12 protein-coding genes are annotated in these 13,874 nt (G+C 60.4%); 2 read left to right on the forward strand and 10 right to left on the reverse strand.

Going from position 1 to position 13,874, the window contains the following annotated elements; all coding sequences use genetic code 11:
- Positions 1-22: 22 nt before the first annotated feature.
- Positions 23-748, reverse strand: coding sequence for an SDR family oxidoreductase (locus ECL_RS18885; protein WP_013098247.1), 726 nt, complete (start codon positions 746-748; stop codon positions 23-25).
- Positions 749-960: 212 nt separating this feature from the next.
- Between ECL_RS18885 and ECL_RS18890 the strand changes: the two genes are divergently transcribed.
- Both ECL_RS18890 and ECL_RS18895 read left to right on the forward strand, forming a co-directional pair.
- Positions 961-1,422: a DUF6130 family protein gene (locus ECL_RS18890; RefSeq protein ID WP_013098248.1), complete on the forward strand. Its 462-nt coding sequence runs from the start codon at positions 961-963 to the stop codon at positions 1,420-1,422.
- Positions 1,423-1,433: 11 nt separating this feature from the next.
- Positions 1,434-2,177, forward strand: a complete 744-nt coding sequence (locus ECL_RS18895) for an alpha/beta fold hydrolase (protein ID WP_013098249.1) — start codon at positions 1,434-1,436, stop codon at positions 2,175-2,177.
- A gap of 89 nt (positions 2,178-2,266) precedes the next feature.
- On the opposite strand, the gene iolB is transcribed toward ECL_RS18895, so the two are convergent.
- The 9 genes from iolB to iolD form a co-directional block, all read right to left on the reverse strand.
- The gene (iolB, locus tag ECL_RS18900) at positions 2,267-3,091 is read right to left on the reverse strand and encodes a 5-deoxy-glucuronate isomerase (RefSeq protein ID WP_013098250.1); all 825 of its coding nucleotides are present in this window, start codon (positions 3,089-3,091) and stop codon (positions 2,267-2,269) included.
- Positions 3,092-3,100: 9 nt separating this feature from the next.
- Entirely contained in the window at positions 3,101-3,991 is an 891-nt protein-coding gene (gene iolE / locus ECL_RS18905; RefSeq protein ID WP_013098251.1) for a myo-inosose-2 dehydratase, read from the reverse strand.
- Between the two features lie 11 nt (positions 3,992-4,002).
- On the reverse strand, positions 4,003-5,907 hold the full coding sequence (locus ECL_RS18910) for a bifunctional 5-dehydro-2-deoxygluconokinase/5-dehydro-2-deoxyphosphogluconate aldolase (RefSeq protein WP_013098252.1): 1,905 nt from the start codon (positions 5,905-5,907) through the stop codon (positions 4,003-4,005).
- 12 nt (positions 5,908-5,919) lie between these two features.
- Positions 5,920-7,053 carry a Gfo/Idh/MocA family protein gene (locus ECL_RS18915; protein WP_013098253.1) on the reverse strand — a complete coding sequence of 378 codons (1,134 nt, stop codon included), beginning with the start codon at positions 7,051-7,053 and terminating at the stop codon, positions 5,920-5,922.
- An 8-nt stretch (positions 7,054-7,061) separates the two neighbouring features.
- A complete protein-coding gene (locus ECL_RS18920) occupies positions 7,062-8,090 on the reverse strand; it encodes an ABC transporter permease (RefSeq protein WP_013098254.1) in 1,029 nt (342 codons plus the stop codon).
- Between the two features lie 11 nt (positions 8,091-8,101).
- Positions 8,102-9,649 (reverse strand): sugar ABC transporter ATP-binding protein, encoded by a 1,548-nt coding sequence (locus ECL_RS18925; RefSeq protein WP_013098255.1) that lies wholly within the window; start codon positions 9,647-9,649, stop codon positions 8,102-8,104.
- A gap of 48 nt (positions 9,650-9,697) precedes the next feature.
- Entirely contained in the window at positions 9,698-10,627 is a 930-nt protein-coding gene (locus tag ECL_RS18930; RefSeq protein WP_013098256.1) for a sugar ABC transporter substrate-binding protein, read from the reverse strand.
- A gap of 31 nt (positions 10,628-10,658) precedes the next feature.
- On the reverse strand, positions 10,659-11,645 hold the full coding sequence (gene iolG, locus ECL_RS18935) for an inositol 2-dehydrogenase (protein ID WP_013098257.1): 987 nt from the start codon (positions 11,643-11,645) through the stop codon (positions 10,659-10,661).
- 301 nt (positions 11,646-11,946) lie between these two features.
- Entirely contained in the window at positions 11,947-13,872 is a 1,926-nt protein-coding gene (gene iolD / locus ECL_RS18940; protein ID WP_013098258.1) for a 3D-(3,5/4)-trihydroxycyclohexane-1,2-dione acylhydrolase (decyclizing), read from the reverse strand.
- Positions 13,873-13,874 lie beyond the last annotated feature (2 nt).

Raw genomic sequence — 13,874 nt, forward strand, 5'->3', positions numbered from 1 at the left:
GGGCTTCCCTGCCCCCTGGCAGTTAAAGCACGAATCCACCGTCAATCGTCAGGCTCGCGCCTGTCATATATCCAGACTCTTCTCCAGCAAGCCATGCGGCAAGTGATGCGATCTCCTCAGGCTGCCCAATGCGTTTTAAAGGGATATGTGCAGTGATCTGCTCCGCCATTCCGGCCGTCATATCCGTGGCGATGGGGCCGGGCTGGATATTGTTAATTGTGATCCGCTTCGGAGCCAGATCCAGCGCCAGGTTTTGCACCATGGCTGCCACCGCAGCTTTACTCATCGCATAAACGCTACTACCCGCATGCCCGGTTCGCACAGCGGTATTGCTGCCAATGGTGATCACCCTTCCCCCTTCCCTCATTCGTTTAACTGCCGCCTGCACAGAGAGGAAAACGCCGCGCACGTTCACCGACAGCGTGGCATCCAGATCGTCCACTGAATAATCCTCAAGCATACCCAGCCGCAGTACGCCTGCGTTCACTACGGCAACATCCAGCCTGCCGTAATGGTTGATCGTGGCATCAACCGCAGCCTGAATTGCACTTGCATCTGCGCTATCAGCGTTAATCGCCAGCGCCACCCCGCCCGCATCAGTAATGGATGAGACCAGCGCATTAGCCCGGTCCGGACGTGATACCCATGTCACGGCAACGCGATATCCTTCCTTCGCCAGTCGTGCCGCTATAGCCGCACCAATTCCACGTGCGCCGCCGAAAATCAACGCAACTTTTTCACTATTCATGATGTTTTCTCCGGGAAGTCTCCGCATCCGATGGATGCGCCTGAAAACACCATGCCAGCAAACTTCTCGTCATGCCCGGGGGAATTGTATCGCACTGTATCTCCCCCATCTGGCTTACGCATCGATACAAAAATCCCGCATCAGCAAACAGACGCGATACATAAAAATGGTCTGCTGTCTCTCGTGACATGACCCCACGAGGAGAGACCAAAATGATTCGCCAGCATCTGTTGCTACCTTTACTCGCGCTGACGTCTTCCGTCTGCGCCGCGCCCCTGAGCGGCCTCAGCGCCGCCGACGTCAACGGTCCGGCTGCCGTTGCCCCGCTTGAGCAGCCCCAGCCGCCCGCCAGGCTGATTGTCGATCCGCCGCTGGCAGGCCCGCTGAGTAAGGGTGCTGTCTTTATTCAGTACCGTGTTGAAAACCTGCGCATAGAACCTGTCTTTGGACCCGATGCGCTGAAAGTCACTCCGCGCATCGGCCATATTCACGTTGTGGTGGATGACGCACCCTGGCACTGGGCGGACACCAGCGGTGAGCCGGTGATTCTGGTGGGACTGCCCGCCGGAAAACACAAGGTGACCATTATCCTGGCCGACCCGACGCATAAGCCTCTCGACCATAAAACCCTTGAATTCACCGTGCCGCCGCATGCGCCGGTCCACCATTTCTGAGGAGCCTGAAGATGAAAACATTATCGATACTGACGGCGGGTCTGCTGGCGATGTCGGCCAGCGCCTTTGCGCAGAGTGAAACCAGCGTGGTGCTGGTGCATGGCGCCTTTGCCGACGGCAGCAGCTGGAACAAGGTGATTTCCCTTTTGCAGAAACGCCACACCGAAGTCATAGCCGTCCAGCTGCCGCTGACCTCACTAAAAGATGACGTAGCAGCCACCCGGCGCGCCATCGCTCGTGCACACGGGGACGTGGTACTGGTAGGTCACTCCTGGGGCGGCACCGTGATTAGCGAGGCCGGCAACGATGCGCGGGTGAAATCACTGGTGTATGTGGCGGCGTTCGCGCCGGACGCCGGTCAGTCAACGGCAGAGCTGGCGAATAGCTACCCGGCGCCACCGGGGAGCGCGGGTATCGCGAAAACCGCGGACGGCTTTTTATACCTGCCGCCTGCGTCGGTCAGTAAGGACTTCGCACCGGATGTGAAACCGGGTGAACAACAGATCATCGCCGCCACACAGGGGCCAATAAAGGGCGATGCGTTTGGCGAAAAAGTCACTCGCGCGGCGTGGCACGCGAAGCCGAGCTGGTATGTGGTAAGCAAGAACGACCGGATGATCAATCCTGAGCTTGAACGCGCGATGGCGAAGGCCATCCACGCGAACACCACCGAGGTCGCGGCAAGCCACGTGTCGATGGTGAGCCAGCCGGAAGCCATTGCCCGCACGATTGAGCAGGCGAGGCAGATGCACTGAAGACAGTTCGACCAGCGGCGCTGTGCTTGTGCGAGCCTACGGTTTCGTAGGTCGGGTCAGCGCAGCGCCACCCGACAAGAAAGGCCGCTTCAGCCCCCACTCTCTGCGGGGTAATCCCGGTTAATCCACGCGTGGTCCTCTTCCCACGTGAACATCCATTTGCGCACCGGCCCGGCCATCACGTTGAGGTAGTAGCTGTCATACCCCGCCAGGGTTGCCACCGGGTGGTAGCCCTTCGGCACCATCACCACGTCACGGTTGTAGACCGCCATGCATTCATCCAGCGTTCTGTCGTCAGTGTAGACCCGCTGCATACAGAACCCCTGCTCCGGGTTGAGGCGATGGTAATAGGTCTCCTCCAGATACGTCTCCTGGGGCGGATTATCCGTGTCGTGCTTATGGCTCGGGTACGAGCTGGTGCAGCCTTCGTTGGTCCAGACCTCCACCACCAGCAGGCTGTCAGCCGGTTTGTCTTCCGGCAGAATGTTGTGCACATAGCGCTGGTTATGGCCTTTGCCGCGCGCTTCAGCGTCGATATCCTGCGGTGCAATCAGCCGCGTCGGCCAGCTACCTTTACCCGGAGCGGCACAAACCGCCAGTTCCAGCTTCGTGAGCGCCTTCACTTGCACCGTCTCCTGCGGGGTAACGTACACCGCCCACGGCTTGATGCGCTCGAACGGGCTCATCCGCTCGCCAATATCGTTAAACTGCGCGGAAGGCGTGCTGATGGAGGCGCGCCCGGCCACCAACACCAGACAGCGCTCTTCGCTGACGGCGGGCAGCGTCAACTGATGCCCCTCCTGCAACTCATAGGCCTCAAAGCCAACATATCCCCACCCGGCGCGTTCCGGCGTGACGGACTGGGTCCGCCCTTCAGCGTTCGGCTGTTGCCAGCGTGATAGCAGACGTGACATGTCACCTCCTCAGATAAGCCCGGCGTCGCGCGCCAGACGGCTCAGGTTGTTATACCCCAGACGGGCATAGGTCAGCGGATGGGCAATCGCCGGATCCTGCTCCGCCTCCACCACCAGCCAGCCGTGATAATCCTGCGCTTTCAGCAGTTGCATGATCGGCGGATAATCCACGCAGCCGTCGCCCGGCACGGTAAATACACCGCTCAGCACCGCATCGAGGAAGCTGGTTTTGCGGTTTTTGACATCCGCCAGCACGTCGGCACGCACGTCTTTGCAGTGAACGTGATTGATGCGCGACGCCCAGCGCTGCGCCACCGTCAGCGGATCGGCCCCGGCAAAGGTCAGGTGACCGGTGTCCAGCAGCAACCCGACCTCTTCGCCGGTATGGGTCATCAGGTTGTCCACGTCGTCAGCAGACTCAATCACCGTCCCCATATGGTGGTGATAGGCAATCTGCACCCCCTGCTGCTGAGTGTAGCGGGCAAATTCCGTGAGCTTCTCACCATACTCTTTCCAGCGTGCCTGCGGGAAGCGCGGGCGCAAATGCACCGGCGTCTGCTGCTCGCCGTGAATGCAGCCGCTCACCTCCGCAAATACCAGCACCTTTGCCCCCAGCTCACGCAGCAGCGTCAGGTGGGACTGCACGGCGGCAATCTCCTCTTCCACGCTGCGCTCCAGCAGTCGGCCGGAGTACCAGCCAGAGACCAGTTGCAGATCGTGGCGCTGCAAAATAGGGCCAAGCAGGCGCGCTTCACGCGGGAATTTGTTGCCCAGTTCGAAACCGGCAAAACCGGCCTCTTTCCCCTCGCTCAGACAGGTCTTCAGCGGCGTTTCGGCACCAAGGGAAGGCAGATCGTCGTTAGTCCACGTCAGGGGGTTAATGCCTAATTGCACACTCATTGTCGTCTCCATTATGCGTGTCCGCGCTCGCGCCACCAGGCGATAAGCTGCAGGTAATTGTCCCGGATGCGCGCCACCAACTGCGCATCGTCGATATCGTGTTTCAGCCATGCGCGGGAAGCTTCGCCAAACAGCGTGCGCCCCACGGCAAATCCTTTCACCAGTTCGTGCCCTGCCGCGGCGTTAAACCCGGCACGCAGCTGCTCGGCAGGCGCATCCAGCCCGAGGATCACCACCCCACGGCAGTGCGGATCCCGACGCTGGATAATCTCGCTCAGTGCCGTCCAGCCATCGGACGTCAGCGGCGGCAATTTCCACCAGTCCGGGTAAATACCCAGGTTGTAGAAGCGGGAGATGGCACGCAGATAAAGTTCATCGCTGCGCGGCATGCTGGCGGGCAATATCACCTCCAGCAGCAGCTCATGCCCGGACTGGCAGCAGGCGTGGTAGACCTCGGCAATTTTCTGCTCCTGCTCCAGGCGCAGGCCGTGAGCATCTTCCGGGTGGAAAAAGACCAGGCACTTCACCACATGCTCCTGCGGCCAGCTGATAAGCTGGGTGCCGATGTTACCGTGCTCCATCTCCAGCGGACGGGAGCCCGGCAGCTCAATGGGCCGCCCGATCCACCACCCTTCACCGGTAATGGCGTTGAGCGCGTCCTGACCAAACGTACCGTCACACAGCAGGCCCGCTTTGCCTGCCAGCCCGGCACGGCTCGCCGCCTCGCGGCTGGCCTGCAGGATCAGCTGCTTGAGCGCCGGAATACGTTTGAGCGACGCCCCGCACTGCAGCGCCATATCTTCAAGCTGGCTGCGGTGATCGAACGCCATTACGCACAATTCCGGCCATTCGCGGCGGCGGGTGGTGACCCGGTGCAGATGGTTCAGACGCGGGTCGAGATCCGGGCGTGGAACGAGCGCGGCGCGCGAGAGATAATCATCCAGCTCAATTTTGCTCGGCATCGCCGGGGCGCAGCCGTGGCGCGAGACCACCAGCGCGCCGCAGGCGTTGGCATAGCGGCACGCCTGCTCCCAGCCCTCATCGTTCAGGTAGCCGCGCAGCAGGCCAGACATAAAGGCATCGCCCGCGCCGAGGACGTTCAGCACCTCCACGCGCACGCCGGTCACCGTCAGGCCGTCATCCAGACGGGCCGGAATGGCACCGGTATAGACCGAACAGCCAAGCGCGCCGCGTTTGCAGACCAGTGTGGCCTGGCTCACGGCACGCACCTGCGCCAGCGCCAGCAGGGTGTCCGTGCTGCCGCCCGCAATGTGAAACTCCTCCTCGGTGCCGACAATGACGTCGAAGAGGTGCAGCACCTCCTGAAGTTCACGGGTGACCTGATCGGCCGCGATAAAGCGCGTTTCGCCGTCGCCTAAGGAGGTCAGCCCCCACAGAACCGGGCGGTAATCAATGTCCAGCACCGTGCGCACGCCGTGACGACGGGCATAGCCCAGCGCCGTCAGCACCGCCTCGCGGGTCTGCGGATGAGAAAGGTGAGTCCCGGTGATGGCAAGACACCGTGCGGAGGCGATGTAGTTTTCGTCCACATCGCTGGCCGTAATGGCCATATCCGCGCAGTTATCGCGATAAAAAATCAGAGGAAAGGTGTCCCGGTCTTTAATGCCGAGTAGCACCAGCGCCGTGAGGCGTGTTTTATCGGTGATCAGATGGCTGGTATCACAGCCCACCTGATTTAACTCTTCGCGCAGGAACCGGCCCATATGCTCGTCGCCCACGCGCGCCAGCATCGACGAACGCAACCCCTGCCGCGCCGTGCCGTACGCCACGTTGCCGGACGAGCCGCCGAGATATTTGGCAAAGCTCGACACATCCTCCAGCCGCGCACCAATCTGCTGACTGTAGAGGTCTACCGCCACGCGGCCCATGCATATCACATCAAACTGCTTTTCCACGTTGATACCTCTTCAGACAATGTCATTCACGTTCAGCCAGCGGCCTTGCTGGTGTGAGAGTGCGATGGCGTCCAGCACGCGCGAGACCTTCCAGCCCTCTTCAAAGTCTGGCCACATCGGTGCGTCGGCGGCAATGCCATCCACCAGGTCACGTACTTCCACCGTTTTTTGATCGTTAAAGCCAATACCGTGGCCTGCACCCATACAGAACGCGCCGTAGTCCGGGTGTGCCGGGCCAACCAGCAGCGTGCGGAATCCCTGACGGTTGACCGGATCGTCATGCAGATAGAGCTTCAGCTCGGCCATGCGCTCCTGAGTAAAGCTGATGGCGCCTTTCGTTCCGGTGATCACATATGACAACCCCATCTTGCGGCCGCAGGCGACGCGGGAGGTTTCAATCACACCCTGCGCCCCGCCCGCGAAACGTACCATCGCGTGGGCCTGATCCTCGTTTTCGACGGCAATCATCTCCGACGACCCGGCCTTCGCCGGACGTTCCGGGACCACAATCTTCAGGTCGCCGCAAACCTGCTCAATCTCCCCCACCAGGTACTGCGCCATATTGACGATATGCGCCGCCAGATCGCCCAGCGCCCCCAGCCCGGCAGTCTCTTTGAAGCAGTGCCAGTGAATGGGCGAAAGCGGGTCGGCCATGTAGTCTTCGTTGTGGGTGCCGTAGAAGTGGATCACCTCGCCTATTTCGCCGCGGACGATAATCTCTTTCGCCAGCTGCGCCGTCGGGTTTTTCATGTAGTTGAAGCCCACCAGGTTTTTCACCCCTGCCCGCTTCGCGGCCTCGACCATCTCACGCGCGTCGTGGGCGTTCAGCGCCAGCGGTTTTTCCGAGTAAACGTGCTTGCCGTGGCGGATCGCCTCCAGCGCCATCTCTTTATGCAGATGGTTGGGCGAGCAAATATCCACTACATCAATGGCCGGGTCGGCCACCAGCGCCCGCCAGTCTCCCGTTGAACGGTTAAAGCCAAACGCCTGCGCGCGCTCTGCCGCCAGCGTCGGGTTTACCTCGGCCACCATCTCACGCACCAGCTTGCCGCGCAGGTTGAATACCGTCGGGGCCTGGGCATAAGCGATGGCATGCGCCTTGCCGATATACCCGGTGCCAATTAATCCAATACGAACCTCTTTCATCGTGATCCTCACAGTGCGCCGCGACGGCTCTTGGCGTAGGTGTCGAATGCCACCGCCAGAACGATAATTAACCCGGTGATAATCTGCTGGTAGTAAGCCGAGACGTTCATCAGCACCAGGCCGTTAATCAGAATGCCCATAATGATGGAGCCGATAATGGTGCCGCCGATGCGTCCGTAGCCGCCCATCAGCGAGGTGCCGCCAATCACCACCGAGGCAATGACGCGCAGCTCAAAGGAGATCCCGGCCACCGCCTCGGCGCTCCCCAGACGCGCGCTGAGAATAAAGCCCGCCAGCCCCGCCAGACAGCCAATCAGCACATAGACGCTGACCAGTACGCGCTTCACGTTCACACCCGCCAGACGCGCCGCCTCCGGGTTGCCACCGATGGCGTAAACAAAGCGCCCCCAGCGGGTTTTGTGCAGCGCCAGATAACCGCCAACGGCGACGATGGCGAAGATCCAGATCGGAATGGAGATACCGAGCAGCTCGCCCCGCCCCCACCAGCGATAGCCCTGATCGAAACCGGCGATTGGCGCGCCGTCGTTAATCACCAGGGTCAGGCCGCGCCAGATGGTCATCCCCCCGAGGGTGACGATGAACGGCGGCAGACGCAGGCGGGTGACGCCCAGGCCATGCAGAAAACCAATCGCCGTGCCCATCGCCAGACAAATCCCCAGCCCTATCAGCCAGCTCATGCCGCCCCAGGCGTTCGGGTCGACGGTGGTAAAGTTGTCGCCTTTAATCACGTACGCCGCGGTCATGGCGCACACCGCCAGAATGGATCCGACGGAGAGGTCGATCCCGGCGGTCAGGATGACGAAGGTCATCCCCACGGCCATGATCCCGTAGATGGAGACTTCGGTCAGGATGTTGAAAATGTTGCGTTCAGAGAAAAAATTGCTGTTCTGCGACTGGAAGAAGATCAGCAGCAGGATCATGAAAATCAGCACCCCAAAGCGCTCGAAGAAGGCGATGGGATCGATGCGTCCGGCGCGTTTGACCGGGGCCTGCGTTTTAGAAATCATCTGCGTCATGAGAAACTCCGTTATGCCGCGTTCAGGGCGTTGTGGTTGATGGCCATCATCGTCATCAGCCGCTCTTCGTTGGCATCATCGCCATGGATCTCGCCGGTAACCCGGCCTTCGCTCAGGGTGATGATCCGGTCGGACACCGCCATCACTTCAGGCAGATCGGAGGAGATCACAATCACCGCCACGCCCTTTTTCGCCATGTCAAACAGCACCTGGTGCACTTCTGATTTGGTCCCCACGTCGATGCCACGCGTTGGCTCATCGACAATCAGCACCCGTGGGTTGAGCGCCATGCAGCGCGCGAGGATCACTTTTTGCTGGTTACCGCCGGAGAGCTTGCGCACCTCCTGCGCGCTGTTGACCATCTTGATCTGCAGCGCCTGGCGGTAGGACTCAATCAGATCGTCCTCTTTGCGGGTATTGACGAACCAGCGCCATTGCAGCAGTGACGAAAGGCAGGAGAGCGACAGGTTGTCGCGAATCGACAGCCCCAGCACCGCCCCCTCTTTTTTGCGATCTTCCGGCACCAGCGCCACGCCCTGATCGAGGGCATACAGCGGGTCGCGCGGCTGGTACGGCACGCCGTCAAGCTCAAAGCTGCCAGAGGTAAACGCGTCTGCGCCAAACAGGCAGCGGGCCACTTCGGTGCGTCCGGCCCCCACCAGTCCGGCGATGCCCAGCACCTCACCCGCGTGGACATGGAAGCTGATGTCATGCAGGGCAATACCGTGCGGATCCAGCGGCGGCTTTTCGCGGCTCAGCCCCTTCACGGCCAGACGGATAGGTTTATCCTCATGGTGGGTTTCGCTGGCGGGACGGCGGTTAAACGCCACGTCGCGCCCGACCATCAGGCGGATCAGCTGCTCTACGTTCGTTTCTGCCACCGCGCCGGTGCCGGTGAAACGGCCATCCTGGAAAACGGTGAAACGGTCGCAGAGCTGGAAAACTTCATGCAGGCGGTGCGTCACATAGATAATGCTCACCCCGCGGTTTTTAAGCTCCCGCACCACACGGTGCAGGCTTTCTACTTCGCTGTCGCTCAGCGCGGCGGAAGGTTCATCCATGATGATCAGCCTGGCGTTGAGAGTCAGCGCTCTCGCGATCTCGACCATCTGCTGCTGGGCCACGCTCAGGCGGGCAACGGGTGTGGTCGGCGCGACGTTCAGTTGCAGGTAATCGAGAATGACCTGCGCCTCCTGGTTTACCGCTTTTTCATCGACGATCAGGTTCCGCTTGCGCGGCTCGCGCCCAAGGAACATGTTTTCCGCGACGGTCATGTTGGGCAGCAGGTTAAATTCCTGATAGATGGTGATAATGCCCTTGTTCTGTCGTTCCACCGGGGAGTCATCTACCGGCAGCGTTTCGCCGTTGAACCAGATCTCCCCGCGCGTTTGCGGCTGCGCGCCCGCAAGCGCCTTCAGCAGCGTGGATTTTCCCGCCCCGTTTTCCCCCAGCAGGGCGTGGATTTCTCCCGGCCCGACGGTCAACTGGGCATTGCTCAGCGCCCAGACGCCGGAAAAGCTTTTCGCCAGCTCGGTCACTTTCAGTAAGGGTTGCGACATCAGTCTGCTCCTCCTCATGATGAGCCGCCAAAGGCGGCTCGGGACATATTAGTTACCGGCCTCACCGATACGCTCAGCCTGCTGCAGGTTCTCTTTGGTGATAAGCGTTGGCGGGTAGTCCGCGCCGGTGATGGCTTTCTTCTCACGCACGTTGGCCACCAGCTGGCTCATTGCCGTTTGCACCGCAAAGCCCGGGCGCTGATCCGCAGTCACCGCCAGCCAGCCGTCACGCACGCGAGCCAGCGCTTCAGGAACCGCATCAAAGCCGGTTACCAGGATTTCACCGGGCTTCACGCCCTGGCTCTGCAGGGCTTCAATCGCCCCCAGCGCCATATCATCGTTGGCGGAAAGGATCACCTGCGGGCGTTTCGGCAGTGACGGCAGAACGCTTTCTACAATGCGCATCCCTTCAGAACGCATCCAGTTGCCGGTCTGATCGGCGACGATCTTGTATTTATCGCCACCCGCTTTCAGGCTGTCGCGGATCCCTTTGGTGCGTTCGATGTTGGAAGAGGAACCCGGCTGACCGGTGAGCAGAATGATCTCTGCCCCGTCGGGGAATTTGCTTTTCACGAAGTCGCCAATCGCCTGGCCGCCTTTGTAGTTGTTGGCGCCAAAGTGCGGTACTTTCTTCTGACTGTCGACGGAGCGGTCAAGGGTGACCACCGGCAGCTTCGCATCCTGAATTTCATCCACCGCGCTGGAGACCGCGTTCACGTCGTTCGGGGAGACGATGAACCCCTGCGCCCCGCGGGTGATGGCGTTTTCCAGGTCAGCCACCTGTTTTGGTGAACTGCCCTGCCCGTCCAGCACCTGCAACTTGACGCCCATCTCTTTTGCGGCTTTCACCGCCGTGCGCTGCATGTGGACTTCAAACGGCATCGCCAGGTTTGGCGTACTGAAAACAATTTGCTCGTTTTCGGCGAGGGCGGCCCCGGACGTCATGGCGATGAGGGCGGCTAAGATCAGCTTTTTCATTATTATGTCTCTCTGTGTAGGGTGGTTGTGTTTAGAGGACGATCTCGCGCTGGCTACGCAGCGACTCCAGCGCTTTATCCGCGAGGTACAGCGCACGTTCACCATCATCGCCGCTGCAGTCAGGCACCGCTTCGCCGCGCAATACCGCAACAAAGTGTTCCCATTCCGCGGCGTAAGCGGATTTGTAGCGCTGCAGGAAGAAGTGTTCCGGCAGCGCGCTGGTGCAGCCCTGTTTGCCGTAGTGCTGTACCTGATTTTCAAGAATATTGCCCGCGCAGAGCAGCCCTTCAGAACCGTGTAGCTCCAGGCGCTGGTCGTAGCCGTAAGAGGAGCGGCGGCTGTTGACGATGGTCGCCATTGCGCCGGAGGCATATTTCAGAACGATAAATGCGGTGTCGATGTCCCCCGCCTCGCCAATCGCCGGATCCACCAGGTTACTGCCCTGGGCATAAACTGACACCGGCTCTTCACCCATGATGAAGCGCGCCATATCAAAGTCGTGAATGGTCATATCGCGGAACATGCCGCCAGAGACGCGGACATACTCCGCCGGTGGTGGAGACGGATCGCGGGAGATGATCAGCAGCGATTCCGGTTTGCCGATACGCCCGGCCTGGGCGTCGGTTTTCACGCGGCGGAACTGCGGGTCAAAGCGGCGGTTAAAGCCGATGAACAGCGGCACGTCGTACTCTTTAACCACTTTCAGGCAGTCGCGCACGCGGGCGAGGTCGAGGTGTACCGGTTTTTCACAGAAGATGGCTTTGCCATGACGGGCGGCCATTTCAATCAGGTCCGCATGGGTATCGGTCGCCGAGGCGATCAGCACGGCATGAACGTCTGGGTCGGTCATCGCCTCAATCAGGCTCTGCTGGCGGGCCTGATACTGCGTGGCGAGACGGGTGGCAAATTCCTGATTCGGGTCAACCACGGACCAGAGTGTGGTCGCGCTGTGGCTGGCGATGTTAGCTGCATGTACCTGGCCAATTCGGCCAGCGCCCAGTAAAGCAATGTTAAACATAACGGCTCCCGGTGTTGGTGAATGCTGTGAACTAACGACCCTTTAAATAAAACATTTATTTCATTTTTATAAATAGTGAAAATTATGTTTTTGAGTGTGGGTTAACACTTTTGAGATGAATGAGATAAATTTTGTTATCAATCTCACAACATGGGAGGGAGGGCATCTTCCCCTCACCCCGGCCCTCTCCCTCAGGGAGAGGGAGGGAAAACCGCACCGAACTATCCCCTCTCCCAGTGGGAGAGGGTTAGGGTGAGGGAAAAAGAAAAATGAAATGAAAATTTCGTTACGGCGGGAAATCTTAATACTGACGTGCTTTTTTCACCTGCGCCTGCGTCTGCGCCGCGGCTTCGCGCACGGCAGGAGACGCCGCTACCTGCGCATCGCCGGTTCGCCACCAGGAAGCGTAATCGTGGGTCATGGTCTTCGGCAGCACTTTGATGTCCAGCAGCGTCGGGCCTGGATGGGCGCGGGACGCCTCCAGCGCCGCCAGCAGGCTTTGCTCATCATGTACACGCCACGCGCGACAGCCGTAGCTTTCCGCGTTTTGCGCGAAATCGACCTTCACCAGCGGCCCGTCAAGCTGCCCGGTCTGCGGGTTACGGTGGCGATTTTCCGTGCCAAAGCTTCCCATTCCATGTCCCATCTGCAGGTTATTAATGCAGCCAAAGCTGGCGTTATCAAACAGCAGAACGGTGATTTTAATGCCCTCCTGCACCGCGGTTTGCAGCTCGGAGTGCAGCATCATGTAAGAGCCATCCCCCACCATGGCGTAAACCGGTTGCCCGGGTCGGGCAAGCTTCGCGCCAAGCGCCGCCGCAATCTCGTAACCCATGCAGGAGTAACCGTACTCCAGATGATAGGTATCAGGCGTTTTGACCTGCCAGAGGCGCTGTAAATCTCCCGGCAGCGAACCGGCTGCGCCCACCACGATGGCGTTATCTTCAACATGCTGATTAATCAGCCCCAGTACCCGCGTCTGGGTCAGGCGGGTGTTGAGCGTCTCGCCATATTCCGTCAGTTGGGCATCAAGATGGCCCGCCACTTCTGGTGCCTCGTCCGGGCGCCAGTGGCGATCCCAGAGACGGCGGCACTCGTCGTGCCAGGCGGCTTTTGCCTGCGCAATCTCCTCTCCCCAGCCGCTGCGATACTCCCTGAGCGAGTGGGTTAAGGCCTGCAGCCCGGTCCGGGCATCGGCAATCAGCGCGGTGGCGTCGAGCTTCAGGGCGTCAAACTCGGCCACGTTCAGCAGCAAAAATTCGACGTCCGGGTGGGAGAAGAGCGCCTTGGAGCCGGTAGTAAAATCGGTAAGACGTGTCCCCACGCCAATCACTAAGTCGGCCTGCGGCGCAAGCTGGTTGGCGGCCATTCCGCCCGTCACGCCCACCCCGCCCATATTAAGTGGGTGGTCACTTACCAGCGCCCCTTTTCCGGCCTGGGTTTCGGCAAACGGCAGATGCAGCGTTTCGACAAATTCGCGCAACGCCTCATGCCCGCCGGAGTAGCGTACGCCACCGCCGCACACCACCAGCGGACGGCGTTTACGCGCAATCAACGCCTGCGCCTGCGCCAGACGCTGCGGATCTGGCGGTCGACGCTCGATGTGATGCACGCGACGCGCGAAGAAGCTGAGCGGGTAATCCCAGGCTTCGCCCTGTACGTCCTGCGGCAGGCAAAGGGTTACCGCACCGGTATCTGCGGGGTCAGTGAGCGTTCGCATCGCATTTAACATGGCGCTCATTAACTGCTCCGGGCGATTGATGCGGTCCCAGTAGCGGGAGACCGGGCGGAAGCAGTCGTTGGTGCTAATGCTGAGATCGTGATACTGCTCGATCTGCTGCAACACCGGGTCCGGCTGGCGGCTGGCGTAGATATCCCCCGGCAGCAGCAGCAGCGGAATACGGTTCGCCGTGGCGGTCGCCGCCGCGGTGATCATATTGGCGGCTCCCGGCCCGACGGAAGAAGTCACGGCGAAAATGCGCTGACGGCGATGCTGTTTGGCGAATCCCGTCGCCATGTGGGCGATGCCCTGCTCATTACAGCCCTGCATTACCTGCAGATGGCCCGGATCCTGTTCCAGCGCCTGGCCGATGCCCAGCACGTTGCCATGACCAAAAATGGTCGCCACGCCCTCCACGAAGGGGGTTTCAATGCCATCAATGCTGACGTACTGTTGATTAAGGAACCGGACCAGCGCCTGGGCCATGGTCATACGTTCGGTTTGCATAA

The organism is Enterobacter cloacae subsp. cloacae ATCC 13047 (assembly GCF_000025565.1).
In the GTDB taxonomy this organism is placed as follows: Bacteria; Pseudomonadota; Gammaproteobacteria; order Enterobacterales; family Enterobacteriaceae; genus Enterobacter; species Enterobacter cloacae.